Below are 25,769 nucleotides of genomic sequence, written 5' to 3' on the forward strand. Positions count from 1 at the left end.
TCAAAAGCAAAAAGCATCAAATACGACCAGGCATTATCTTGCAAATCAAGCTGGCGCCATTTACTCCAAAATATAACTATAAATTGAGAAAGGGCAGCAATGGCTGTAGTCAACCATCACTGCCAGGGAAAAGTATTCAACCCAAATCATTCAATTCTAATTTATTTTCAGATATACAGTTCACAGGATAATAGGAAGTCTTTATTAAACTAGACCCTGATAAACCAAACCACTCTATAAGCCTTTGATTACCCTGCTTGAAATGAGCATCAAACGCCTGCTGCTCCGCAACAGAGAACAGCATGTGCTTGTCCTGGTCACGATCGAGCGTCTCTGACAGAGAGATAATCTTGTCTCTGCGGCGAACAAATTCAGCATTGCCCATCTGACCACGACCAAATCTCTGTACCAACGGCAGACAGCGAGTCGGCAGCGACGGATTGACGATGGCTGTCTCATCGGCCTGATTGGCACCGGGACGATAATCAATGCCGAATGAGGCCAGGAAATCCTGTACCACCTGTCGGCTATAGGGAATCACGGAGAGGTTCTCTCCACCGACGTGCTTTTCCCACTGACGAACGTGATTCAGATAGTTCAACCAGCTCACATTGCGCATGGCGAGGGTGAACAGTGACGCCCCGTAGCGGATGTTGGGGTCTTTCACCAACTGATTGAACAGCGACAACAACAGCTCCGACTGCGGGCGTACTGTGAAGATGACCTTGACCGTCTCGAAATGCTCCGCGACGAATACCTTGAACCGCGGGTTGTTGAAATACATCGGCGACAGCTCGGAAGACAGCAATACGCTTGCAGCTGAGCTTGCCTGCATCTCTACACGTAACTTCTCCAGGGCATCCGCTGGCGACATGTCGCTCTGATAGGCACCACTACCTTTGAAGGACAACGCAAAGGGATGATGAGAGTGATCAGGCCATTGCAGAGATTGCGGATAGAGGATTCCCTTGGCAAGGAAATCCTCATGTTGTGCCTGTATCTGCGACTGAACGGCAGATGTCCCCGTCTTGGACCAACCAACGTGAAGGTACAGAGTATCTTTTTTCATCATTCACCAATAAACGGGTTGCGGCCGATCTGGCTTACCAGAGCGCCCCATTTCAGAATCTGGGCTTCGTCGAGTGCATCTTTGCCCGTCAGCACATCTGGCATACCCAGGGAGCGCCACTTGTCCATCGGATGAAGAATATGGAAGGTCGCCAGGCCCATGTCGCCTGGGCGCTGTGCATCGGCCACGACATTGTCACCGATATGCAGATGGCGCCGTCCCTCTTCACGAGCCAGGTCCTCCTTGACCATCGCCCACATGGTGCCACTGTCCTTGCGCTTGCCTTCCTCGCTGGACACCATCAGACGGTAAGCCGCCGAGATACCGGCCTTGCGCAGCATCAGACCGACCTGGTCACGCGTGTAGTAGGTGTCGGAGATGACCCACAGAATATGCCCGGCTGAACTCAGATGATTGAACAATTCTACCATCTCGTCCTTGGGCTGGATCATCGCGAGATCCAATTCGAACTCACGCTTCATCCATCCCTGCGCGACATCCTTGCTGACCTTGTACACATCCGCCAATTCGTCATAGATGGCGTCGATCCGGATATCACCCTGGAAGTTGGCACGCTTGCGCAGCGTAAACTCCGCCTCATTGCGCGTCTTCACGAAATCATGAGCTGAGGTGGCGATACCCTGCGCCACCAGCCACTTGCCCAACTTCAGCTTGGCATAATCCGGTACGGTGAATTCGCGACGCACCAGCGTATCGAAGACATCGAAGCTGATGATCTGATGTGCCTGGATGGCCGGAATGTGCTGCTCGATGGAGCCGTGATAACTCGCGGTGATGTAACTCTGGTCTACCGTAAACTCCCCACCCGACGGGTAATAGAAGAACTGACGGTAGCCCAAGTTTTCCGCCTGAGCGCCGAGAATACGTTCCAGCGCGTGCAGCTTGGAGCCATCGTTGGGCAGGGGTTCATCGGGGAAGTCTTCGTATTTCCAGCCCTTGCCGATGATGCCCTCAAGCGCCTGTGGGCGCGCCCAGAACATGCCGCCTGCGGGATAGCTCAGGAAGTCGCTAACATGATCGATCTCCAGCGCCTGCTGCCACTCGCGCATGAAGCCCTTGTTCATGGTCTGGTGATTCACCCAGCTGGGCATCATCCAGAATGTCGTCGGGTAATAGACACCGAGAGTCACGTCAGCAGCGAAGGCATTGAGCGCGCGCTTGACGACGGACTTGTCACTCAGCAGAAATTCAGTGAGGTAATCGGCCCATTGGGTCTGTTCCCGTCCTGAGTACAGTGACTTCTTGGAGTGCAGGTGACAGAAGAGGTCATACTGCGCAAGCACATCGCCATACTCGACCAGCAGCGGACCGAAGTTGCGCCCACGATTGGGCACGTGACGAATCTCGACACGTCTGACGCAGGCATGCTTCTCGAACGTCTTGCGTGCCAGGGATTCATTCACACCCTTGGCAAGCGTCAGCAGGACATCCACCTTGATTGGCATGTCATCCAGCGCATGGGCGAAACGCTCCAGAAAATCCTCGTAGAAGACATGCAGACAGACCGCCATCTTCAATTTGCTGGCTGCCTCGGTGAGCGTGGTATCCAGTGGCATGCGTGTCTGAGGAACCCAGCGTGGCGTCAAGGGCACATGCTGACGCCCTTCGCGCTTACCATTCTTCAGATAATGGAACAGCGGGCTCTGCTGGTCGTAGAACACATCCATGTACATGCGATGGTAGCTTTCTCCATCGAAGGCGGGCGACGGATGAATCGGTGCAAAGCGTGACTTGTGGAGATAATCCTTGAAGGCATGCGCCGGAGAGAGGAATTTCTGTCCATAACGCTGCTGATACCAGCTGGCATCGAACAGCCCTAGGGTTTCGGCTTGCTCGAACTCCCGCCGCTGCGCCTTGGTAAGAGATGCGGAGTTTCGTTTGGTAAAGACATTGAACGGTTTCATGACAGCTCTCGATCAGATGTTGAAAAGGGCCAACGGGTTCAAGATGCCATTCCCCGAAAAGTCATCGTCCACGAAGAACAGGTGCCACGCGCATTGCGGTATGGCCCCCTGTCGCGTCGCGAAGTTTTCATACATCTGCTCCACCTCTTCCGGCGTGAAGCTGACACCTGCCTTCAACCATTCCGCCACCTGATTGATCGCGCCATCGAAGACTTCCTGCATGTCCTGGAAGTGACGCTGCGTCGCCGCCTGACGGCCATAGCAGAATTCAAAGCCGCCTTCGCTGTCCTGACGCACATCCACCACCTGTCCATGCGGCGCCGTCATCAGCGATTCGAACAGCAACGAGCGATCAAGCATCTGATAACCGTCGCCCCAGCTAACTCCCTCACGGAAGACACCGGCGAGATTGGCTGTCGCCCCGCCCTGTAAGGACTTGCCTGGCTTGGTCGCCACATAGTAGAGACCGAAGGTCTCGCGCTGCATCATGCGGGTCAGCAACTTCTGGATCGTGCCCGAATAGCCCAGGTCCAGCATGAGCGGCGCAGGCCCGTCCGTCAGGCCCAATGCCTTCAGGTAGGCCATCACGCCCTGCCTTGTCGGTGCGACCAGCGCCTTCAAACGCTCAAGATGCGGTGTCAGCCATGTGACGACATGCTCCTGCTGTTCGGGGAGCTTGACGTGTGTCTGCAGCAGTTCGGCTGGCAATACGCTGAAGGCTTCATGCATCTGCAGACCAAAACGCTTGCGCATCAGGTCCAGCATACCCCCCTCGAAGTCATTGCCCAGCGCCAGTGGCCAGAGGAACTCCTCTCCGAGATTGGCTCTGAACAGCAAGGTACGAGATACCTTGAGATACTGCGGTGAATTGTCGAATGTCACCAGACTCTGCGCTTGAAGACGCGTCAACAGACGCTCGAAGCACCAGCCCTCGCGAGCCAGACATATCGGTACTCGTCCCGCACCTTGAGCTTCCACTGCTTTTGCATACACCAAGAAGGCCGGCCCCATGAAACTGGCGCCGAACTCCCTGAGTGCCTGACGAGTATTCTTCATCTTCTCACCCATCCATAAGCGTTCGAGCTGGAAATTTTCCTGACTGGCATGATGCCATTCAGGTCATTCAGGTCATTCAAAGACAGCGGCCGACTCGAAAGATTCACCGGCTTCATCCTTGCCCGAGAGCAGCGGCGCCTCGCCATTCACCAGCGGCCATTCTACCCCGACGCTGGCGTCATTCCATTTCAGCGAGTACTCATCCCCCGGGGCATAATAATCCGTGCACTTGTACTGGAATTCCGCGGATTCGCTGATGACATAGAAGCCATGTGCGAATCCCGGCGGCACCCACAGCATCTGCTGATTGTCTTCACTCAGATGGGCACCGACCCACTGACCGAACGTCGGGCTGCTCTTGCGCATGTCCACGGCAACATCGAAGACTTCCCCTTGGGTGACACGCACCAGCTTGCCCTGCGGCTGGTTCAGCTGGTAGTGCAGGCCACGCAGAATGCCCTGACTGGATTTGCTGTGGTTGTCCTGCACGAAGGTGTAATCACCGCAGTGCTCGACGAATTCGCTCTGACGGAAGGTTTCCATGAAGAAACCGCGCTGATCACCGAATTTCTTCGGCGTCAGCAGCACGACATCCGGGATGGCGAGTTTTTCAAAATTCATGCGGGAATTGCTCTTTGTCGGGGACAGAAATAGCGTTGGCAGCGAGGTGGCTCATTGCCTTTCTCATCCAGCCAGCTCTTTGCCAAGCCACATTTCGTCAAGCGGTCCTGCGGCACTGACGGCGTTGACTGACACGATACACCACAAAGATTACATACCTTACCGTCACATCACTGCTCGCCAGGGAAGCCATGGCCGCCTGCCATAAAAATTCCCGCAGTCGTCATCATGGTCGGGACGACTGCGGGAGCTTGACTACATTAGCATTGCGTTTAAACAATTCGTATCAAAGGCATGACACAGCTCATCATGAACTTTCATTGCAGGACATGTCATTGCAGGCTATGTCATCAATCGCCGTATCACTGATTGCCGCGGCGCTTGTCATCCAGACGCTTGAGCAGGTACTGACCGTAACCGGTCTTCTTGAGTGCCGTGCCCTGCTCCTCAAGCTGCTCGTCGGTGATCCAGCCATTGGCCCAGGAAATCTCTTCCAGGCACGCCACCTTCAAGCCCTGGCGATGCTCGATGGTCTGGACGTACTGGCCAGCTTCCAGCAGACTGTCGTGAGTGCCGGTATCCAGCCAGGCGAAGCCACGCCCCAGTCGCTCGACACGCAGGTCACCACGTTCCAGGTAGGCATTGTTGACGCTGGTAATTTCCAGCTCACCACGCTCGGACGGCTCGACGGCCTTGGCGATCTCGACCACATCGTTGTCATAGAAATACAGGCCAGTCACTGCATACGGAGACTTGGGCTTCAGCGGCTTCTCCTCGATGGACATCGCCTTGCCGGACTCATCGAACTCCACGACACCGAAGCGCTCCGGGTCCTGCACCAGGTAACCGAAGACGGTCGCGCCGCTCGGGTGATTCGCGGCACGCTTCAGCTGATCCGAGAAGTGCTGACCGTGGAAGATGTTGTCACCCAGCACCAGGCAGACCGGGTCACCGCCGATGAACTCCTCACCGATGATGAAGGCCTGGGCCAGGCCATCCGGACTCGGCTGTACGGCATACTCGAAACGCACACCATACTGCTCGCCGTTGCCCAGCAGCTTTTCATATTGCGGCAGATCTTCCGGAGTGGAGATGATCAGGATTTCGCGGATGCCGGCCAGCATCAGAACAGAGACCGGATAGAAGATCATCGGCTTGTCATAGATCGGCAGCAGCTGCTTGGAAACACCGCGAGTGATCGGATGCAGTCGTGTACCGGAACCACCGGCGAGGATGATGCCCTTACGCGCCATATCAAAATCCTTGTCGTATCGACGTGTAGCGTTTCATTCGAAGAAGATCAGGTGCTGCGGGATGCCACACACTGAAGATGACCTGCCAATGTGACAGAGACCGCTGGCTCAGCGATCCAGATGTTCCTTAAGCGTCAGCGCCAGCTGAGACTGCCAGTCAGGCAGCTCGAGACCAAGTGCCGACTCGAGTTTCCCCAGCGCAAGACGGGAATTCAGTGGGCGTGTCGCCGGTGTCGGGTATTCCGCTGTCGGGATGCCACCCAGCGTCTGTGGATCGATCGCCAGCGTTTCGCCCTGTGCGATAGCCAGACGGAAAATGGACTGGGCGAAACCATGCCAGCTGGTGGTGCCCTGCGGCGCCAGGTGATAAAGCCCAGAGTCGATCCGTTGGCGCAGTGCTTCACAGGTAAGCTGAGCAATCAGGCGCGCAGGAGTCGGCGCACCGATCTGATCATTGACGATATTCAGCGCATCGCGATCACGCCCCAGCTTGAGCATCGTCTTCATGAAGTTGTTGCCGCGAGCGGCATAGACCCAACTGGTGCGGAACACTAGGTGACGACAGCCACTGGCCAATACCGCTTCATCGCCGGCCAGCTTGCTCTCGCCATAGACGGAGAGGGGCGCCGTCGGGCTATCTTCACGCCACGGCTGATCTCCATCTCCCGGATAGACGTAGTCCGACGAGTAATGCACCAGGGTGGCGTCGAGTTCAGTGGCTTTCTCGGCCAACAGGGCAGGCAGCTCCGCGTTGAGACGCATGGCGCCCTCGCACTCCTCTTCTGCCTTGTCGACGGCCGTCCAGGCGGCGGCGTTGAGAATCAGCTGTGGTCGATAAGCGTCGATGAATGTCGCGACAGCATCGAGATCACTGACATCCAGTTCACTGCGGCGCGGTGCACTCACCTCACTAAAGGGCGCAAAGCTGCGTTGCAACTCGAACCCGACCTGACCGTTGCCCCCCAGAATGAGGATACGGCCCATGCGATGGGAAGTCGTCATCATCAGCTCCCGGTTCCCAGGCGCTCACCACGGTAGCTGCCATCCTGCACGCGCTGCCACCAGCTCTCATTAGCCAGATACCACTCGACTGTCTTGCGCAGGCCTGTCTCGAAGGTTTCCTGCGGCACCCAGCCCAGCTCGCGTTCGATCTTGGTGGCATCGATGGCATAGCGCACATCGTGGCCAGGGCGATCCGTCACGTAGCTGATCAGGTCTTCGTACTTGGCAATGCCAGCGGGCTTCTCGGGGACCAGCTCTTCCAGCAGTGTACACAGTGTCTTGACGACTTCGATGTTCTGCTTCTCGTTATGACCGCCGATGTTGTAGGTCTCGGCGATCTCGCCTTCGGTGGCAACCTTGATCAGCGCCCTAGCGTGATCTTCCACATACAACCAATCACGCACCTGCTTGCCATCGCCATACACCGGCAACGCCTTGCCTGCCAGCGCATTGAGAATCATCAGCGGGATGAGCTTCTCAGGGAAATGGTACGGGCCATAATTGTTGGAGCAATTGGTGACCAAGGTCGGCAGGCCATAGGTACGCTGCCAGGCACGCACGAGGTGATCCGAACTCGCCTTGCTGGCAGAGTACGGGGAACTGGGGGCGTAGGCAGTCGTCTCGGTGAAGAGATCTTCTGGCCCTTCGAGATCACCATACACCTCATCAGTGGAGATGTGATGGAAACGGAAACCGGCAGCCTTCTCGGCATCCGACTCCTTCAAGCCCTTCCAATACTGGCGTGCCGCTTCCAACAGCTGATAGGTACCAACGATGTTCGTCTCGATGAAATCCGCCGGGCCATCAATGGAGCGATCCACATGGCTCTCGGCCGCCAGGTGCATCACGATATCCGGCTGGAATTCAGCAAAGACCGCCTTCATCTTTTCGCCATCGCAGATATCAGCCTGCACGAAGTGATAGCGCTCGGAATCCGCGACTTCCGCTAGGGATTCGAGGTTACCGGCGTAGGTCAGCGCATCTACGTTGATGACGGTATGTTGTGTAGAGCGGATCAACTCACGGACGACTGCGGAACCAATGAAGCCAGCCCCCCCTGTTATCAGTGCTTTCATAGTATTCTCATGGCTCAAAAGATAGTTAGAGGGCTAAGAAAAATCGATGATTATATTGTCTATAAAGCAGAATAAGATAACACTGCTAATAATCAGAACTTAGCCCTCAAGATAAGACCTATTATTTATTATAAGTAGTCTTTATAGAAGTCTTCTTCTTCTATTGCTGAATATTGTGGATTCTTCTTAAGCTCACTCATAAACAAATTGAACTTATTAAAACCACGTCTATTTTCCTGCCTACCTGATATTTTATAATAATGCTTAATGGCAGTTAAATCTGAAGAACTACTAGCCAACTGAATATCTTGATTTAACTCCAAATACTCACTCACTTCTATCTCTAATATTTTATTAGCTAATTTATCTAAATGAGCCCTTCCCTGGCCAGCCAAAAATGCTGTTATATCTTTGATAAACATATCTATTGGCAAATGAATCGGGATAGTGAATAACACATCAATTAACTCAAACAAAGTATCATCAGAATACTTAGTATTTAAGCTAGATAAATATGAAACGACCTCTTTATGCAAAGCTGTAAAACTATGCGAAAACACTATGCTATTAACCATACAAGAAAGTGCCGAATCAAACCGTTGCAATCCGACTAATATTTTTACGTCGAAAAGTAATCCTTGGCTATCACCGGAGTCATTGAAATTATGATTGACATAATTAACAAGCTGAGAATCTGGTGCTTTATCATTTGAATCTAAAACATTCTTCCCATATTCAAATGCAGCCCTAGCGCAGTGATTTCCAAGATTTTCCGAGTATTCTATAAGATTGATGTATTCCTGTGCCGGAGTCATGCCGCCAGTATGTAATGGTATTAAATATGTGCTATAAGGACTTTGGGAATAAGACCATTGCAGCATATTAACTTGATGTTCAGCTGCTACTTTCCCGATTTGCAAGCCAATAGATCGTTTAGCTTCTAATAGATTTACATCTATATCTATTGCATCATATATTCTCCTAAAGTTTTTAGTAACTGAAGTACTAGAGATCATACTTGGCATACCTACCTCATACAAATAAAGCGGCTCTGGCAATACATAGTAGGAGGCATTATTCTGGAGTGCATTTAGGAAAAGCTCATAATCCTCATGGCCTACACCTTTTAACTCAGTATATGCGCCCGAGGTGGTAAGATATTTTTTCTTGATAAGAGCAGTTGCTGATCCTATGCAATTACTATAATAAGCTACTGATAGTGGGCCACCAACCGGGACATAGCTGATCTTTTCTTTAAATTCATCCGGATTTGATACACCCTCAGCTCTCCTCGAAATGTCCATAAATTGATTTAAACAGTTGGTAATGTCAGCATCAGTATGAACTGCAGACTTAACCAAGGTTGAAACCAAATTAGATTTAGCAATATCATCATCATCTAAAAAGCAAAGATACTCGCCGTTAGCATTTGCAATAACGGTATTTCTTGCAGCGCCTAAATAACCGTTTTCCCGATAGATCAGTCTCCCACCAATACGAGTAAGAATGTTTTCTATGTCGAGTAACTTCGACTTTGTTGCTTTGCTTTTTGAACCATCATCTACAACAATTATCTCAATATTTTTATAATCTTGTTTTACTATAGAGAGTATAGCATCAATGACTTTGTCGGGTCTTTCGTAATGAGTAATACCCACCGTTACCAGAGGCGTATGAGTTGAAACTTCAAAACTTTTGACATGTTCATCATGAAACTTCAACCATAATTCATCAATTTCTGATGGAGTCTGGGCCATTTGAGGCGTGTTAATGGGGTAGGAAACAATATTTTCTATAACCGCTGCTAGATCACTGGGCTCATCGCTGTTCCATAATAGGCGCTGATGGCAGTCCTCTACTAAAAGCTCTTTACCACCACCAAAACCAGAGGTAATAACTACTTTGTTTAGTATCAAAGACTCTAGAACAGTATAAGGTGAATTTTCGACTGAAGGTGTCACTACAATAGAAGATGAATTAGACACCAAATATTTAGCAGCCTCCTCTCTATGATAGCTTGTTATCACCTTAAAAGGAAATGTCCATTTTTGACTTGTATTAGCTAAAAATATACCTGAATGCTGACCTGCAATCCTTCCAAATTTTCCTAAGAATGTAACCGTTATATTTTTTTGAGTGAGAAAATCATTAAGAGATGAAATTGCAGAGCAAAATTCTTTGAATCCCTTACGGTCTTCATGTCTAGCAAACAAAACAATTTCATTGACGCTAGTTAAATCTTCACTCATCTGAGCGAATCTTTTCAATTGCTGTTGAAGAGACGAAGAGACATTTTTAATAACTCTAGTATCTGCCGGGAATACAAAGCCTTGTTCATCTTTTAGGTAATCAATCAAATATTGACTTGGAGAAACGACTGAATCTGATAATTCTACAGATTTTCTCTCCATAAAATCAATTTTCAATTGATCTTCATGCGTATATAAAGTTTTGTTTACATCTACCGTCCATCCCGTAGGCCCATGCATTTGCACAACTATTCTAGTACTTGAAAAAGCTAATGCTTGTTTTTTTGCAGATGCACAAAAATAAGCTAAACCTTTATAGTCATGAAAATGTAGACAATCATAGTTAGATAACTTTAGATGCTTGTATACTGCATAAGCCTTTTTTTCATAAATATGATCCCCCCAATAATGATCAGAATAATCAACAAAATCTAGCTTAATTCCCTTAGCATAGAATTTTTGTTTATAGATTTTCTTATCATCTTCATTGATTTCCTGTATAGGGCAATATAATACATCAACTGCAAAGTTATTTTTAGCTAAAAGCTCAGCTAACTCTAGGAATGCTGCTCCAATACCGCCAGAGCCATAAATCCCTGCAATTTCTTCAGTTACCAAACATACTGTCTTCATAGTCTTAATCCGCTTGACACATTAGTTTTTAAAGAAAAAAGATTGCTTACCTTCTGGAGAAGGAAACTCTCTCCCCTTTTCATTCCAAATATTTATAATATTCTCATAATCCAAGTAGGAATAATTAGGGCCTTTTGCTAAACTATAAGCTTCCTTTAGCTTGGCAACATCTGTTGGTACATATTTCTTATTTATAATTTTATCTAGGTCTTCAGGTGGCTCGATAGAAAGCTCTTGCAATAATTTGAGTATCTCTTTCTTAGGGTTATTCTTAATATCTTCGTAAAAAACAAAATAGATATTTTTTTTGTTGTAATTTAAAATATCGTAAAGTATTTTAATATCTTCCCATCCTCCTTCTTCCTTCCATCCTGAAAATACAACTCTTGATATTACAATCTCCCAAGGATTTCTTAGAACACATATATACTTAGAATTCGGAAACACTTCATTCATTACATGCCAATACCACGTAACAGGGAATGCAGAATTGTCGCCTTCCACTTTATATTGGTTCCAGGGTATAAACTTGGGAATGCCGGCTGGCTTGTGAAACCAATGTTTATGGTCATTATCATTAATTGGAAACAACTTATCAAACAATGCCCTTACTACACTACTTTTATAAACTTCTCTACTTGAATAATCGAGTATCGGGCTATTAAAAAAGCTTGCCTCAGCACCAATATAAGTCCCAAAAATTAAACCACCGGTTTCACCCGTAGCATAAACATCATCACAAGCCTTAAATACATTCTCCAAGAGAGTAGTGCCAGAGCGTCCTATCCCAACTAAAGTAATTGGCGATGATAAATTGGCCATATAGCCTCCTATTTAATCACGGTGATCTTTTACGATCATGACTAACATACTGAAAATGAAGCCGAGGAAAATCATGACCAGTCCGAAGATGGTCACGTTATAAAGACGTTCGGGCTGTTCAGGGTATTCCGGCAAGATCGGGCTTTGCAGAATGCTCACCTGCTTAAGCTTGCGAGCAGCTTCAATACGGGTGTTTTCCAATGCCGCCAGTGCATTGGAATAGGTCTGCTTGGCAAAGTCGGCGCGCAGTTGCAGTGTCTCGTACTGGCTGGACACACTATTGAGCGCATTGCCGGACTGACGTGCCAGGCGTTCCTTCTCCAGATCGATCTGCTTCTTGATGGCGTTGATCTCGCTTTCCACACGTACCATCTCGCTGGAACGCTGGCTCTGATAGCTTGCCAGGGCGCTCTTGCGTGCCTTGTAGGTGGCCAGCTGGGCTTCAAGTGAAGAGACAACAGTGTTCAGACTTTCCACTGTCTGGGTCGGGGAGACCAGGCCGTTTCTGTTCTGGTAATCCAGCAGGTCCTGCCGGGATTGTTCGAAGTTGTCTTCCAGCAGCGAAACCTGCTTGTCGAGGAATTCCACCTGGTCTTCCGCAAGACGCTGTCCCATCTCATTCATGTGTCGCTCGCCTTCATCAAGCAGCAGCTGGGCGAATTTCTGCGCAAATTCCGGAGTCCAGGCCTGTACCTCGACATTCAATACACCGGAGTACTCATCCATTTCCACCGAGATGCGCTTCAGATAATAGTTATGAAGTTCCTCAATCGGCGCGTCGGCATCGCCCAAGCGAGCAAAGACATCACCGTGCTGGCTGTAGTGAGACCGAAAATCGAGCTTTTCCTGTACCTTCTTGAGCATGTCCACGCTCATCAGGTATTCACGCAGCAGCAGCAAGTCACTGTCGGTCTGGCTACCAGAAAGAAGCGAGCCGAAGCTGACTTCGCTGGACGCGCTGACCTGTGGACTTTCCAGCACCACTGTCGCCTTGGAGACATAGCGGTCGTCCGCCCATACCAGCCAGTAGAAACCGACGAGCACGATGGACAGCAAGACAACGGCCCATTGTGGATAGCGTTTGATAAATGAGGTCATGCGTATTCCCGTTGAAGGCGCTCACCGAGTTCAGCGGCGGCAATGAAGTGAAAACGATGAGAGTAAATTCGAGAGTGCGAACAGATTGGCGACTATCAGCATGATGCGAAGCTGTAGCCAATAGAATCACTCACCTGACAAGGTGCCAGGCTTGCCAGCGGCGCTAGCTTGGCGAGATTCAATTTCCTCTCGCACTTCCCGCAGTGCTTCCCGTGCGGCACGCAGGGCATCACCGTAAGGTTTCTTTTCACGTGGTGGTAGGGTTTCTGCGGCCTCTCGTGCCAACTTGGCATCCTCCATCACGGCGCGCCGTTCCTTGCGCAGCTTCTGCAGTGCCTGCAGCGTCATCTTGTCGAGCTGAGGGCCATCGCTGTCCGCGTGATAGGCCTTGATGGCATCATGGACACTGTCATACCAATAGGCCCGTCCCTCTTTCAGGTAGATACCTGCCTGACACAGCTCCTTCAAGATGCCTTCTCCATGCGACACCATGATCAGACTGGCTTGTCCCACCTTGTCCTTGAAGGCCTTGGAGGCCTTGGCCTTGAAGGAGCGATCCCCCACCGCCGTCGCTTCATCCGAGAGGTAGACATCGAAATCGAAGGCTAACGATAGCCCGAAGTTGAGACGCGAACGCATGCCTGAGGAGTAGGTGCGAATCGGCTCATCGAATGCCGGGCCAATTTCCGCGAACTCCTGGACTCGTTCGATGATGCTGTTGATGTCGTACTCGGTGCCATGCATGCGCGCGACGAACTTGACGTTCTGGCGCCCGGTCATGCTGCTCTGCAGGCCTGCCGCCAGTCCTATCGGCCACGACACCTTGGAGTGGCGTATCACCCGGCCCTTCTGGGGGGTATCCATGCCGGCAATCAAGCGCAACAGGGTAGATTTCCCTGCGCCGTTGGCCCCCACCAACCCGACACTGACGCCTGTCGGAATGGTGAGATTGATATCCTTCAGCACCCAGTGATCATCACTCTGACTGTAGTGCGAGTGGTAATAGCGCTTTGAGAGGTTCTGAATTTCAATCATTGGCTTTTCAGACGCTCCTTGAATCGCACATGCATCAACAGCCCCAGCGCGAGGGAAGACAAGGTCCATGCCCAGAAGTAGGTCAGGCTGGTGCCGTGTACCACCTGATAACCGTCAAAGAAGCCGTGACGGATGTATTCCAGCCCATGCACCACCGGGTTAAGCATCAGGTACTCAAGAAGATAATGCGGTAGCTGGTTGATCGGCATGATAACGCCAGAAAGGATCAATAACGGCAAGGTAATCATACGAACAACTTTGGCGATTTCAGGCACCAAGGTACCCAGCACAGAAGCTGTCAATCCCAAGCCTAGTCCGAATAACCAGAGTGAAAGCCAACCACCAATAGCCTGGAATCCATTGTCCGGGCGAAAGTCTGTCCCTATCATCACCCCCCCGGTAATGAACAGTATGAAAATAAGTGTCCGTATCAAGCCATCTAGCGCATTACGCACTAAGACACCATCAATAGGATGCACCTGTCGATAGGCAAACAACGCCTTGTTGGCATTGATGGCGCCCAGGCCTTGAGTCATGCCTTCTCGGATGAGAAAAAAGCCCATCATGCCGACAATCATCCAAGGGATGAAAGGCGCATTGACGATCAAGCTATCGCCACTAATGAAGCTTCTTATGCCAATCATGATAAGCAATAAGGCTGCAGGCTCGGCAATCATCCAGAACCAGCCCATGCGATCGGTCATGGTGCGGCCGATGGCTTCGCGCATGAACATGGCGAACCAGACACTACGCGTCACGGCCCAGGCGGAGCGGGCCCGGGGCCCGCTCTTCTTGTCGCCAGATGGGCGTTCAGTTGGCGTGTTCATCTCACCGTTCATGTCATCGTTCATGTCACTGGCCATGATCAGAGGTCAATCGCAACTTTGGTGGCGACGGCGACCTGATAGAGAATCTGCGTGATGCTGGTGGCCAGCTGCAGATTCTTGGTCGGCGGTCCCGGCAGTACCAGAATCTGGTCACCCGAGCGCAGCTCGACTTCCTCGGCACGGCGTACGGCGCCGTTCTGGCGCACGACCAGAATCTGGTCTTCATCCGCGTGCTGGGTGAAGCCACCGGCACTGTTGATATAGTCCATCACCGTCATGCCCTGGGTGTAGACCATGGCCTGAGGCACCACGACTTCGCCGCTGATCAGCAGGGAGTCGCTGATTTCCGGGATAGTAATGACATCGCCGTCCTGAAGACGCACATCGGCGATGTTGCCGTCGTCACGTGCGACGACCAGTCGCCCGGTCGGCTCTTCCTTCTTGGCCTGCTCGACGAATTTCTCGATCATCGCGGCTTCCTGGACACGAAGCTCGGATTCTTCGGTGGTCGAGGAAGACGCGCCAAGATAGGTGGCCTGAAGACGCTTGAGACTGTCCTGCAGTGCCTGCGCCTGTTGTTCCTTGACGCTTTCACGACGAATGGAAACGCTCTGGTAGTCGGTCAGCCCTTTCGGCACGCCGACGGCGTTGAGCAACTCGCCCAGATGAGCATCCCGCGGCAATGCATAGCGTGAGGGGCCATAGAAGCTACCTTCCAGCTGCACGACGATGGTCTCGTCCCGCTGGTCGGCACTGAACAGCACTTCATCTCCTGCACGCACATCAGCGCCACGGAATTCCGCCACCGGCAGATAGCGCGAGATGGGGCCGTCCGAGCGCGAGCCGCGCAGCAGCACATGAGAGACACCCGATTTCAGACGCGCCAGGTTCATGACGTCTTCGCCGCTCAGGCGCGAGTCGGTGAGCTCATAGCGGTAATCACGCTCGACATCCCCGACCACGCTGATCGCCGGGCCCCGCTCCTCGACGACGACGGTATCGCCATCGCGGAATTGCGGGCGGGCAATCTCACCATTGATCAGGAAGTCATAGAGATCGACCGTATTGATGACGCGGCCATTGCGCTTGATCTTGATCTTGCGGTAGCTGCCGAGTGCCTGGTCGATGCCGCCGGCCTGATCGAGAAAATAGAGCATGGAATCATTCGGGGTACCGGCGTAGCGCCCCGGGTTCTTGACGTAACCGGTGACGAAGACGCCCACCGGCTGCACGCCCTGCAAGTTGGTGTAGACGCTGACGTTCTCGGGATACACCTCTTGAATGGCGCTGCGCACCTTGCCATCCAGCTGGGCATTGGTGGTGCCCTGCACCTTCACCGGACCGATACCCGGCAGGAAGATGTTGCCCTGCGCATCAACGGGCAGCACGGACTCCATCTCGACCCCACCCCAGACACGTAGGGTGATCTGGTCACCCGGCTTGATGGTGTAGCTACTGTTGAGGCCATCGGCCATCATGCCGCGGAAACCACCGGTAAAGAGGTTTTCGCCGAACGGCGGCAGAGAGTCCGGGTCGGTCTGCTGTTGAGACGTCAGCGGGCCATAGGTGCCACTGCGCCAGTCGGCACGCGCCTTGTCTTCCACGCTGTCAGTCTTCTGCGGAATGCTGGAAGCCTGGTCGCCACTGGACAGGATGGAGCCGCTGTCCAGCCCGACCGCCATGGCAGGGCTGGCGTTCAGGCACGCTACCGCCACCAGGCACCCGGCCCGGAGCAAGAATCTGGAAATTGTCATCGGGCTAGGCCCCTCGTAGTGCAGAAATGGTGCAGTGTTGATCAGGAATTTCTGTGCCGGTCACGCCAGCCTGTCCCTGTTGTCGTCGATTCACGCTGAGCCCGAGGCGGGCCTGTCAACGAGAAGGTGCCGCAAGCGCATCAGCGCGCCTCTTCCAGCAGGCCGGTCACCAGTCGCTGGGTCACCCAGGTGCCCTCGCCGGCCTTGCCGTCATTGCTGGTCCGGCAGGCCAGCTCCTTGCTCGGCAGGTCACGGTTGTTGGAGACCGTCAGCTCACGACAGATGCGCCCACTGGCTGCGAAGTAGCGCTCATGGGCGACCACTTCGACGTTGCTGCCCCAAGGGCTGGTCGGCACGGCGATCACACCACCGGGTGAGGCGCTGTCGAGAAACGATGAGACATCGGCCGGAAGAACCGCAGCACCGGTCAGATTGGCCAGATTAGTGCTGCCGGCACCGGTCGAGACCGGATAATCCGTGGCACACCCCGAGATGACGATGGCCAGTCCCGCGGCTGTCGCGAGGCGCGTGATGTTCGGCAGGCGCTGTTTGAATCGGGAGAAAGTCATATGAAAGTCCTGAAACGGCAAACGCCCCCGCCTTGCGGCGAGGGCTGATCGGCGTGAGTATCTCAGCCGATGACGTTGTAATGCTTGAGCTGATTGACCAGCTTGAGTGCGGTCTGCTCGAGGCTCAGTTCACCCGTGTTGATCTCGATTTCCGGGTTCTCCGGCGCTTCATACGGCGAGCTGATGCCGGTGAAGTCGCTGATCTCACCGGCGCGCGCCTTGCGGTACAGACCCTTGGGATCACGCTCTTCGCAGACGCTGATCGGCGTGTTGACGAAGACCTCGATGAACTCGTCAGTGCCGACCATGTCACGCACGGTCTGGCGATCGGCCTGGAACGGCGAGATGAAGCTGACCAGGGTGATCATGCCGGCATCGACCATCAGCTTGGCGACTTCGCCGACACGACGGATGTTCTCGGCGCGGTCGTCTTCGCTGAAGCCGAGATCACCACACAGGCCGTGACGTACGTTGTCGCCGTCCAGCAGGTAGGTGTTGTAGCCCATGGCGAACAGCTGACGTTCCAGCGCATTGGCGGCGGTGGACTTGCCGGCACCGGAAAGACCGGTGAACCAGATGATGCACGGCTTCTGCTTGTTGCGATCGGCGCGGCGCTGCTTGGTGACCGCCATGTCGTGCCACACGATGTTGCTGGCACTCAGGGTCTCCTTGACCATGCCCGCACCGATGGTGATGTTGGACAGGCGGTCGATGAACACGAAGCTGCCGGTATGCGGCGAGCGCTGGTAGCTATCCATGGCCAGCGGCTGGGTCAGTTCGACCTGCACGCGGGCGATGCCGTTGAGCGGGATGTTCTCCGCTTCGTTGCGCGCCATGGTGTTGACGTCGGTCTGGTGGATGATGCGACCGACGCGACCGATGACACTGGAAGTGCCGAGCTTGAGCTCGTATTCCTTGCCGACGACCAGCGGGTTCTCGTGCATCCACACCACGTCCGCGGTGAAGGCGGTGCACGGCTCCAGATCGGAATCTTCGGCGACGATCATGTCGCCACGCGAGATGTCGATCTCGTCGGTCAGGGTCAGCGTGACGGCCTGACCCGGCCAGGCGATGTCGAGATCGCCATCGAAGGTGACGATACGCTCGATGGTGGATGTCTTGCCGGACGGTAGCACCTTGATCTGCTGGCCCGGCGAGACGGTACCGGCGGCCAGGGTGCCACAGTAGCCACGGAAGTTGAGGTTCGGGCGGTTGACGTACTGTACCGGGAATCGCAGGTCGGTCAGGTTGCTGTCCTCAGTGACATCGACGCTCTCGAGGATGTCCATCAGCGGACGCGCCTCGTAGGCGGCATCGTCGTACCACGGGGTGTGCTCACTGATGGAGACGACATTGTCGCCTTCCAGCGCGGACAGCGGCACGAAGCGGATATCCGGGACTTCCAGGTCCTTGGCGAACTCCTTGTAGTCCGCGACGATCTCGTCGAAACGTTCCTGGGAGTAGTCGACGATATCCATCTTGTTGACCGCGACCACCAGGTGCTGAATGCCCAGCAGCGAGCAGATGTAGCTGTGACGACGGGTCTGGGTCTGCACGCCGTAGCGGGCATCGATCAGGATGATCGCCAGGCTTGCAGTGGAAGCCCCGGTCGCCATGTTACGGGTGTACTGCTCGTGCCCCGGGGTATCGGCGATGATGAACTTGCGCTTGTCGGTGGAGAAGTAGCGGTAGGCGACATCGATGGTGATGCCCTGCTCACGCTCGGACTGCAGGCCATCGACCAGCAGCGCCAGATCGACCTTGCCGGTGGTACCGCTCTTCTTGGAATCGCGGGTGATGGCGGCCAGCTGATCTTCATAGATCATCTTGGAGTCGTGAAGCAGGCGACCGATCAGGGTCGACTTGCCGTCATCCACGCTGCCGCAGGTGATGAAGCGCAGCAGGTCTTTCTGCTCGTGCTCCTTGAGATAGGCTTCGATATTTTCCGCGATCATCGTCGACTGGTGTGACACTGTCATTCTCCCTGAACGAGGCCTGTCCGGCGCGAGCGTCTTGTAGCGTGCGAGGCGCGACGCTTCCAGCGCTGAGGACATCCCTCGTCCTGTCAATTTGTAGAGTCCTGCATGCCTTGAGGCGCGTCATGGCCCTTGCAGGCCCGTTGAAGCAATTTCTGGGAATGAATCCTAGAAATACCCTTCGCGCTTCTTCTTCTCCATCGAGCCTGCCTGGTCGTGATCGATGGCACGCCCGGAGCGCTCGCTGGTACGCGTCAGCAGCATTTCCTGGATGATTTCCGGCAGGGTCGCGGCGGTGGATTCCACGGCGCCGGTCAGCGGGTAGCAGCCCAGGGTACGGAAACGCACGGACTTCATTTCCGGCACTTCGCCTTCTGCCAGCGGCAGACGGTCGTCATCGACCATGATGTCGAGGCCGTCACGCTTCACCACCGGACGCACGGCGGAGTAGTAAAGCGGCACGATCTTGATGGACTCAAGATAGATGTACTGCCAGATGTCCAGCTCGGTCCAGTTGGAGAGCGGGAAGACGCGGATGGACTCGCCCTTGTTGATCTTGGAGTTGTAGATGTTCCACAGCTCCGGACGCTGGTTCTTGGGGTCCCAGCGATGGTACTGGTCACGGAAGGAGTAGACGCGCTCCTTGGCCCGCGAGGCTTCCTCGTCACGACGTGCGCCACCGAAGGCGGCATCGAAGCCGTGCTTGTCGAGTGCCTGCTTCAGCGACTGGGTCTTCATGATGTCGGTGTACTTGGCGCTGCCATGGTCGAACGGGTTGATGTTCGCCGCGACGCCTTCCTGATTGATGTGCTCGATCAGTTCCATGCCGACTTCCGCGGCCATCTCGTCGCGGAACTTGATCATTTCCTGGAATTTCCAGGTGGTGTTGACGTGCATCAGCGGGAACGGCGGGACACCCGGCGCGAAAGCCTTGCGCGCCAAGTGCAGCATGACGGCGGAATCCTTGCCGATGGAGTACAGCATGACCGGATTGGCAAATTCCGCTGCCACTTCACGGATGATGTGAATGGATTCGGCCTCAAGCTGCTTGAGGTGGGTCTGACGTTCCGGTGTGATGCCGAGCTTGTCGGCCGTAGATGATGCAGTCATTACAGGTTCCTTGAGATCACTCTGCTAGTTGTCCTTATCCTCTCCGCACACACTGACACACCAAACTCGCTGCGAAGAGGACATAGTATCTTTGACACGAGACTGACATCTTCTTGCGTCAGTCCCGTGACGCTTGCCTACCCCCTGCCTTGCGCCTGGTTCACGCCCAGGGAGCGGCCGGCTTGGCACACACGATGAAATAGGGGTTGAGCACGCTGTCATGCTGGTTGTAGCGCAGTGCCTGGCGGGTCTCGGCATTCAGCACCTGGCCACCCGCGGCTTCGACCACCGCATGCGCGGCACCGGTATCCCACTCACAGGTCGGGCCGAGGCGCGGGTAGAGATCTGCCGCCCCTTCCGCCACCAGGCACAGCTTCAGTGAACTGCCCATGGCGACGATATCGCAGGCAGCGAAGTCGGCGACGAACGCCTTGAACTCTTCGGTCTGGTGAGAGCGACTACCGACGATGCGCCAGCTATCGGTGCTGCTCGGCACGTCACTGACGGCGATGGCCTGACGCTCACCCTCGCCAACCTGCTTCTCGGCGATGGCGGCCTGGCCCTCCCCCTGCTGGGCACCAACGTAGAGCGTCTCGATGGCCGGCGCGTAGACGACGCCCATGGTCGGCACGCCCTGCTCGATCAGCGCGATGTTGACGGTGAATTCGCCGTTGCGCTTGATGAATTCCTTGGTGCCATCCAGCGGGTCAACCAGCCAGTAACGCGTCCAGTCACTGCGCACGTCCCAGCTGATGTCCGCGTCTTCCTCGGACAGGATCGGTGTGGCGCCGAATTCGGCGTCGATGGCCTTCAGCCCATCGACGATGACGGCGTGCGCTGCGCGGTCCGCCGTGGTCAGCGGGGAATCATCCGACTTCATGTCGACCGTGAAGTCACCGCTCTCGTAGATCCCCATGATGGCAGCGCCCGCCTTGCGAGCAATGGCCTCCAACGCATTCAACATGGCACGTGTCGTGCTGTCGGTCGTGCTCACTGTCGTATCCGTCATGTGTCTTCCTGTCAGTGTGAATTCGCCAGCCAGGCTGGCGATGTAAAGGGTAAGGCTCGCCAACGGCTGCCAGACAAAGCAGAGCCTGGATCAGCCCGCGAATGGCCAGATCAGCGGAATCAGAGCGACCGAGGTAACACCGACGATGAGACTCATCGGCAAACCGACCTTCATATAATCGGACACCTTGTAGCCCCCCGGACCCATCACCATCAGGTTGGTCTGATAGCCCAGCGGGGTGAGAAAACTGGCCGAGGCCGCGAACATGATGGCGATCGCATAGGGCATCAATGAGACCCCCAGCTGCTCGCTGACTGCCATGGCGATCGGAAACATCAAAACGGCGGCGGCGTTGTTGGTGATGATCTCGGTAAATAGTGTCGTGGTGAGATAGACGAGTGCCAGCATCAAAAGCGGCGAGCCGCCGCCCAGCTGCATGAGCTGGTCCGCCACCATCTGGGCCGCACCACTGTCGGTCATCGCCTGCCCCAGCCCCAACGCAGCGGCAATGACGACCAGCACGCTGCCATCGATGCTGGCTCGCGCCTGCGAGGCCGGGAGGCAACCGGTGAAGACCATCAGAATGGCGGCCGCCACCGCCGCCTCGACCAGCTCGGCCATGCCCGCCAGGTGCGTGATGATCATCAGACTCATGATGGCAAGTGCAATGGGCGCCTTGGTCAGATTGGGCATGCCATTGCCATCCAGCGTACTGACCAGCAGGAATTCGCGGTTATAGCGATGCAGGCGCGTGAAGTCGGCAGCGGCTTCCAGCAACAGGGTGTCACCGGGGCGCAGCACGATGTCACCGACCTTGCTGTTGATGCGCTCACCATCACGTGACACGGCGAGAATCACGGATTGGTAGCGGGTACGAAAGCGCGCTTCACGCACGTTCATGCCGACGACGGGGGAGCTAGGGGCGATGACGGCCTCGACCATACGGCGTTGGTGGTGATCCAGGTCCAGGCCTGCGGCGTCGCTTTCCAGCCCGCGGAAAACACGCACTTCATGCGCCGTGTCCGCGACACCGACGAAGATGAGGCGATCACCAGACTGCAGGATGGTGTCTGGGCCGACCATGGACAGCAGCTTGCCGGAACGTTCTATCTCGGCCAGATAGCCGAATTGAAGACTGCGCAGCCCCGCCTCTTCGATGCTCTTGTCGTGCAGCGGCCCCTTGTCGGCCACTCGCATGGCCACCGAATACTCGCGACCATTGCCGAGCTGTTCAACCAGCCCCTTGCGCTGGGGCAGGAAACGCCAGCCGATCAGTACCATCCACAGGGTGCCGATGATCAGCACAGGCACGCCCAGTGCAGAGATATCAAAGATGCCGAGCCCGGGCAGATTGGCCTGGGACTGCAGCAGGCCGTCGACGACCAGATTGGTACTGGTACCGATCAAGGTGCAGGTGCCGCCGAGGATGGCGGCATAGCTCATGGGCATCAGCAGACGCGAAGGCGAGATCTTCATGCGCGCGCACCAGCCCTGAACCAAGCCAATGAAGAGTGCGACGACGGGGGTGTTGTTCAAGAAGGCGCTGAGCAGCGAGGTGATCGGCATCAGGCGTGCCAATGCTGAAGAAGGAGAGCTGGGGCGCCCGAGCAGACGCTCGAGCATCCAGCGCAGCGCCCCGGTTTCCTGCACGCCGGCGGCGACCACGAAGAGTGCGCCGATGGTCATAATGCCCGGGTTGGCGAAACCGGCCAGGAAGGTCGCCGGAGAAATGACGCCCAGCAGAATCAACGACACGGCAGCAGCCATCATCAGCCACTCCGCCGGCCAACGATTCCAGACAAGCCCTGCCAACACTCCTACCGTCACCGCCAGGGTGACAAAAGCATCCATGTGCTGCGCGATTTCCATCTACTAGCGTTCCCTTGGCGTCCTGCCGCTTCTTCTGGTCAAGCCCTGCGCTTCACGTTCATATGAAGCTCAAGCATTAATGAAAATGCATCGCAGAGCGTGGCACTTTAGCAGCAAAGCTATTACCGCTGAAGCATGCAGTGAAAAAGCTGACAAACAAAATAAAGCACAGGTTAATCATTTGCCTGCTACCAATATCGCGAGCAAAGACTTGATTGAATTCGTTCGTCACTTTGCGTACTTTCCCTATTTGCGGACTCTGAGTCAACGGTCTCACACGACAGTCTCACCAGGCGTGCTGAGCATCACGAGTAAGCAGTCACTTTTCTTATCTGGAACGGACACCCTGCATGCTGAAGGCGGCAATGAACCAAGGATGGGAGCTTCTCATGCGTGCTCTGCCCTGCGCCTCTCACGCTCGGTACGGATCAGCAGATGTCACGAATGACGCGAACTCTGGCGCATCGCTATGTTTTTCTTCAGGTATTTATCGCCAACCACTTCTTGCTTGCTTCATTCCCGAGTTGCTGCCACTGACAAGAGGGCGTACACCCTTTTCGTGTCAGAACAATGACAACTTGATCATCTTCAAGAAATTATCTTTCACTCCCAGACGCCGTACCCAGCCAGGTACGCTGAACGGAAAAAATGTAGCAAAAGAACGACATTCTGCAGCGAGCGCGACTAATACTTTGTCAGAGCTCGGTGCATCGAAAAAGATAAATGTCGCGCCAGAATTCGCAGGCCAGAAACCCTCGACAAACATCATCCGTGTCGTCGGTTGGGGGCATAAACCGACGGCGAAACGTGCGCGTCAATATGCGCTTGAACAGGGATTGCCCTACGTCGCATTGGAGGATGGTTTCCTGCGTTCTCTGACCCTGGCAAGCGCCGGTTACCCTGGCATGGCGATGGTGGTCGATCATCAGGGCATCTATTACGATGCGCGCCAACCGAGTGATCTCGAGCAACTGATCAATGAGGCGCCGACGCGCCAGGAAGAGGCGTTGCTGGCGCACGCGCGCGCGGCTCTCGAAAGCCTGCGCATGCATCGCTTGAGCAAGTACAACCATGCACCAGAGCGCAAGCTCCCTGCCCGAAAGCCTGGCATGCAGCGACTTCTGATCGTGGATCAGACCGCCGAGGATGCGTCTGTCGTGGGCGGCATGGCCAGCCCGGAGACTTTCCTTGCCATGTTGAGGGAAGCCTGCGCCATTGAGGGAGCCGAAGTGTGGGTCAAGGTGCATCCGGATGTGATCGCAGGCAAGAAGCGTGGCTATCTACTGGAAGAGGCGGGCAAGCTTGGCTGCACGCTGCTAAGTGACGACATCAACCCATGGTGCCTGTTCGAACAGGTTGATGGCGTCCATGTCGTGACCAGCCAGCTTGGGTTCGAGGCCCTGATGGCAGGCCTGCCGGTGACCTGCCACGGCATGCCGTTCTATGCCGGCTGGGGCCTGACGGATGATCGCCAGCAATGTCTGCGTAGAGGCCAGTCACGCACGCTTGAACAGGTGTTTGCCGCGGCCTATCTCGAATACAGCCGTTATGCCAATCCCTATACCCAGCAGTCCGCGACGCTCGAAGAGATCATTCAACTACTTGCAGACCAGAAGCGAATGGCTGCCAGGCTGGCAGGACACTGGATAGCGCCGGGGTACTCGCGCTGGAAGCGTAATTTCCTGCCCGGCTTCCTGGGGCCCTTGGCGCACTGCGACTTCGTCAAAAGCGATGCCATCGCACTGCAAAAGCTGCAAAAGAAAGCGGGTGTCACCTTCGCACATGATCCGCAAGCGATGTCGCAGCGCGAACAACAGGCCCCGCACCCTACCCGCGTACTGAGCTGGGCGAGCCGAACCACAGCAGAGCTGGAAGACTCGGTCATTGCACACGGGTGCGCTCTGTGGCGGATCGAGGACGGTTTCTTGCGCTCAGTCGGCCTGGGGGTGGATCTCACGCGGCCACTTTCGCTGATCCTCGACCCGCTCGGCATGCATTTTGATGCAAGTCGCTCAAGCATACTGGAGCAGTGGTTGATGCATCATGATTTCACCGCTGCCGAGTTAGGCCGCGCACGCCAATTACGCGAGCGCCTGATCACGTTGGGACTGAGCAAGTACAATTCGGAAGGTGATGAATTGCCGGACCTTCGCGCAATGGCCAAGGGCCGCGACGTGATATTGGTCGTCGGTCAGGTGGAGTCAGATGCCTCGATACGCCATGCGTGCACCGGGATACGCACCAATCAAGCTTTGCTTGAGGCGGCGCGAAAATTGCACCCTGAAAGCTACGTGATCTATAAGCCGCATCCCGACGTTGTCACAGGGGGGCGTAGTGGCGAGGTGGCGACTGAAGGCGGAACGTACGATCTCGAATTGACCACCGGCAATATCAGTCGGTTATTTGAGCAAGTGGATCATGTACACACCCTCTGCTCGCTCGCGGGCTTCGAAGCCCTGATACGAGATGTGCCCGTCACGACCCATGGCCTGCCCTTCTATGCTGGCTGGGGGCTGACCCATGACCTTGTCGAGTGTCCAAGACGAACTCGGCACTTGAGTGTGGATGCCCTGGTGGCGGGCGCTCTGATCGAGTATCCCGTGTATGTGGCCCCTGAGCACGGTCACTTATGCAATGCCGAGACAGTCGTCACGATCCTGGAACAACAACGTGACAAGCTTCGCAGAGGTACCTTGAAGCCAGCATTGCCTTGGAAAACCCGTCTTTATCGAGGCTATCGCGCCTTATTCATCGGGAAGCATTGAATCATGTTACATGGACGTCTGGCATTGCCTCTCACCACTTCAGCTTCCGCC

19 protein-coding genes are annotated in these 25,769 nt (G+C 54.7%); 1 reads left to right on the forward strand and 18 read right to left on the reverse strand.

Features of this window, described 5'->3' with window-relative positions:
- Positions 1-136 precede the first annotated feature (136 nt).
- From FLM52_10740 to FLM52_10825, 18 genes are all read right to left on the reverse strand, one after another.
- On the reverse strand, positions 137-1,069 hold the full coding sequence (locus FLM52_10740; protein NVN56262.1) for a hypothetical protein: 933 nt from the start codon (positions 1,067-1,069) through the stop codon (positions 137-139).
- Positions 1,069-2,904 (reverse strand): glycosyl transferase family 1, encoded by a 1,836-nt coding sequence (locus tag FLM52_10745; protein NVN56263.1) that lies wholly within the window; start codon positions 2,902-2,904, stop codon positions 1,069-1,071. Before FLM52_10745 ends, FLM52_10740 begins: the two co-directional genes overlap by 1 nt.
- Positions 2,905-3,006: 102 nt before the next feature.
- Entirely contained in the window at positions 3,007-4,050 is a 1,044-nt protein-coding gene (locus FLM52_10750; GenBank protein NVN56264.1) for an HAD family hydrolase, read from the reverse strand.
- Between the two features lie 72 nt (positions 4,051-4,122).
- A complete protein-coding gene (gene rfbC / locus FLM52_10755; protein ID NVN56265.1) occupies positions 4,123-4,671 on the reverse strand; it encodes a dTDP-4-dehydrorhamnose 3,5-epimerase in 549 nt (182 codons plus the stop codon).
- A gap of 362 nt (positions 4,672-5,033) precedes the next feature.
- A complete protein-coding gene (gene rfbA, locus FLM52_10760) occupies positions 5,034-5,924 on the reverse strand; it encodes a glucose-1-phosphate thymidylyltransferase RfbA (protein ID NVN56266.1) in 891 nt (296 codons plus the stop codon).
- A gap of 108 nt (positions 5,925-6,032) precedes the next feature.
- Positions 6,033-6,908 (reverse strand): dTDP-4-dehydrorhamnose reductase, encoded by an 876-nt coding sequence (rfbD, locus tag FLM52_10765; protein ID NVN56267.1) that lies wholly within the window; start codon positions 6,906-6,908, stop codon positions 6,033-6,035.
- Between the two features lie 20 nt (positions 6,909-6,928).
- Positions 6,929-8,002 (reverse strand): dTDP-glucose 4,6-dehydratase, encoded by a 1,074-nt coding sequence (rfbB, locus tag FLM52_10770; protein ID NVN56268.1) that lies wholly within the window; start codon positions 8,000-8,002, stop codon positions 6,929-6,931.
- A 128-nt stretch (positions 8,003-8,130) separates the two neighbouring features.
- Complete coding sequence (locus tag FLM52_10775; GenBank protein ID NVN56269.1) at positions 8,131-10,884, reverse strand: glycosyltransferase; 2,754 nt, start codon at positions 10,882-10,884, stop codon at positions 8,131-8,133.
- A 21-nt stretch (positions 10,885-10,905) separates the two neighbouring features.
- Positions 10,906-11,706, reverse strand: a complete 801-nt coding sequence (locus tag FLM52_10780; GenBank protein NVN56270.1) for a sulfotransferase — start codon at positions 11,704-11,706, stop codon at positions 10,906-10,908.
- Positions 11,707-11,718: 12 nt separating this feature from the next.
- The gene (locus FLM52_10785; protein ID NVN56271.1) at positions 11,719-12,804 is read right to left on the reverse strand and encodes a chain-length determining protein; all 1,086 of its coding nucleotides are present in this window, start codon (positions 12,802-12,804) and stop codon (positions 11,719-11,721) included.
- A 126-nt stretch (positions 12,805-12,930) separates the two neighbouring features.
- Positions 12,931-13,839, reverse strand: coding sequence for an ATP-binding cassette domain-containing protein (locus FLM52_10790; GenBank protein ID NVN56272.1), 909 nt, complete (start codon positions 13,837-13,839; stop codon positions 12,931-12,933).
- Positions 13,836-14,666 carry an ABC transporter permease gene (locus FLM52_10795; protein ID NVN56273.1) on the reverse strand — a complete coding sequence of 277 codons (831 nt, stop codon included), beginning with the start codon at positions 14,664-14,666 and terminating at the stop codon, positions 13,836-13,838. Before FLM52_10795 ends, FLM52_10790 begins: the two co-directional genes overlap by 4 nt.
- 38 nt (positions 14,667-14,704) lie before the next feature.
- The gene (locus FLM52_10800; protein ID NVN56274.1) at positions 14,705-16,420 is read right to left on the reverse strand and encodes a polysaccharide export protein; all 1,716 of its coding nucleotides are present in this window, start codon (positions 16,418-16,420) and stop codon (positions 14,705-14,707) included.
- A gap of 140 nt (positions 16,421-16,560) precedes the next feature.
- Positions 16,561-16,989: a hypothetical protein gene (locus FLM52_10805; protein NVN56275.1), complete on the reverse strand. Its 429-nt coding sequence runs from the start codon at positions 16,987-16,989 to the stop codon at positions 16,561-16,563.
- A gap of 62 nt (positions 16,990-17,051) precedes the next feature.
- Complete coding sequence (cysN, locus tag FLM52_10810; GenBank protein NVN56276.1) at positions 17,052-18,962, reverse strand: sulfate adenylyltransferase subunit CysN; 1,911 nt, start codon at positions 18,960-18,962, stop codon at positions 17,052-17,054.
- A gap of 171 nt (positions 18,963-19,133) precedes the next feature.
- Positions 19,134-20,075: a sulfate adenylyltransferase subunit CysD gene (gene cysD, locus FLM52_10815; GenBank protein ID NVN56277.1), complete on the reverse strand. Its 942-nt coding sequence runs from the start codon at positions 20,073-20,075 to the stop codon at positions 19,134-19,136.
- A gap of 160 nt (positions 20,076-20,235) precedes the next feature.
- Positions 20,236-21,084, reverse strand: coding sequence for a 3'(2'),5'-bisphosphate nucleotidase CysQ (cysQ, locus tag FLM52_10820; protein NVN56278.1), 849 nt, complete (start codon positions 21,082-21,084; stop codon positions 20,236-20,238).
- Between the two features lie 90 nt (positions 21,085-21,174).
- Positions 21,175-22,935, reverse strand: a complete 1,761-nt coding sequence (locus FLM52_10825) for a TRAP transporter large permease subunit (GenBank protein ID NVN56279.1) — start codon at positions 22,933-22,935, stop codon at positions 21,175-21,177.
- Between the two features lie 407 nt (positions 22,936-23,342).
- Here FLM52_10825 and FLM52_10830 point away from each other — a divergent pair, with 407 nt between their 5' ends.
- Positions 23,343-25,718, forward strand: coding sequence for a capsular polysaccharide biosynthesis protein (locus FLM52_10830; protein NVN56280.1), 2,376 nt, complete (start codon positions 23,343-23,345; stop codon positions 25,716-25,718).
- The last annotated feature ends 51 nt before the right edge of the window (positions 25,719-25,769 follow it).

It is taken from the genome of bacterium Scap17 (genome assembly GCA_013376735.1).
In the GTDB taxonomy this organism is placed as follows: Bacteria; Pseudomonadota; Gammaproteobacteria; order Pseudomonadales; family Halomonadaceae; genus Cobetia.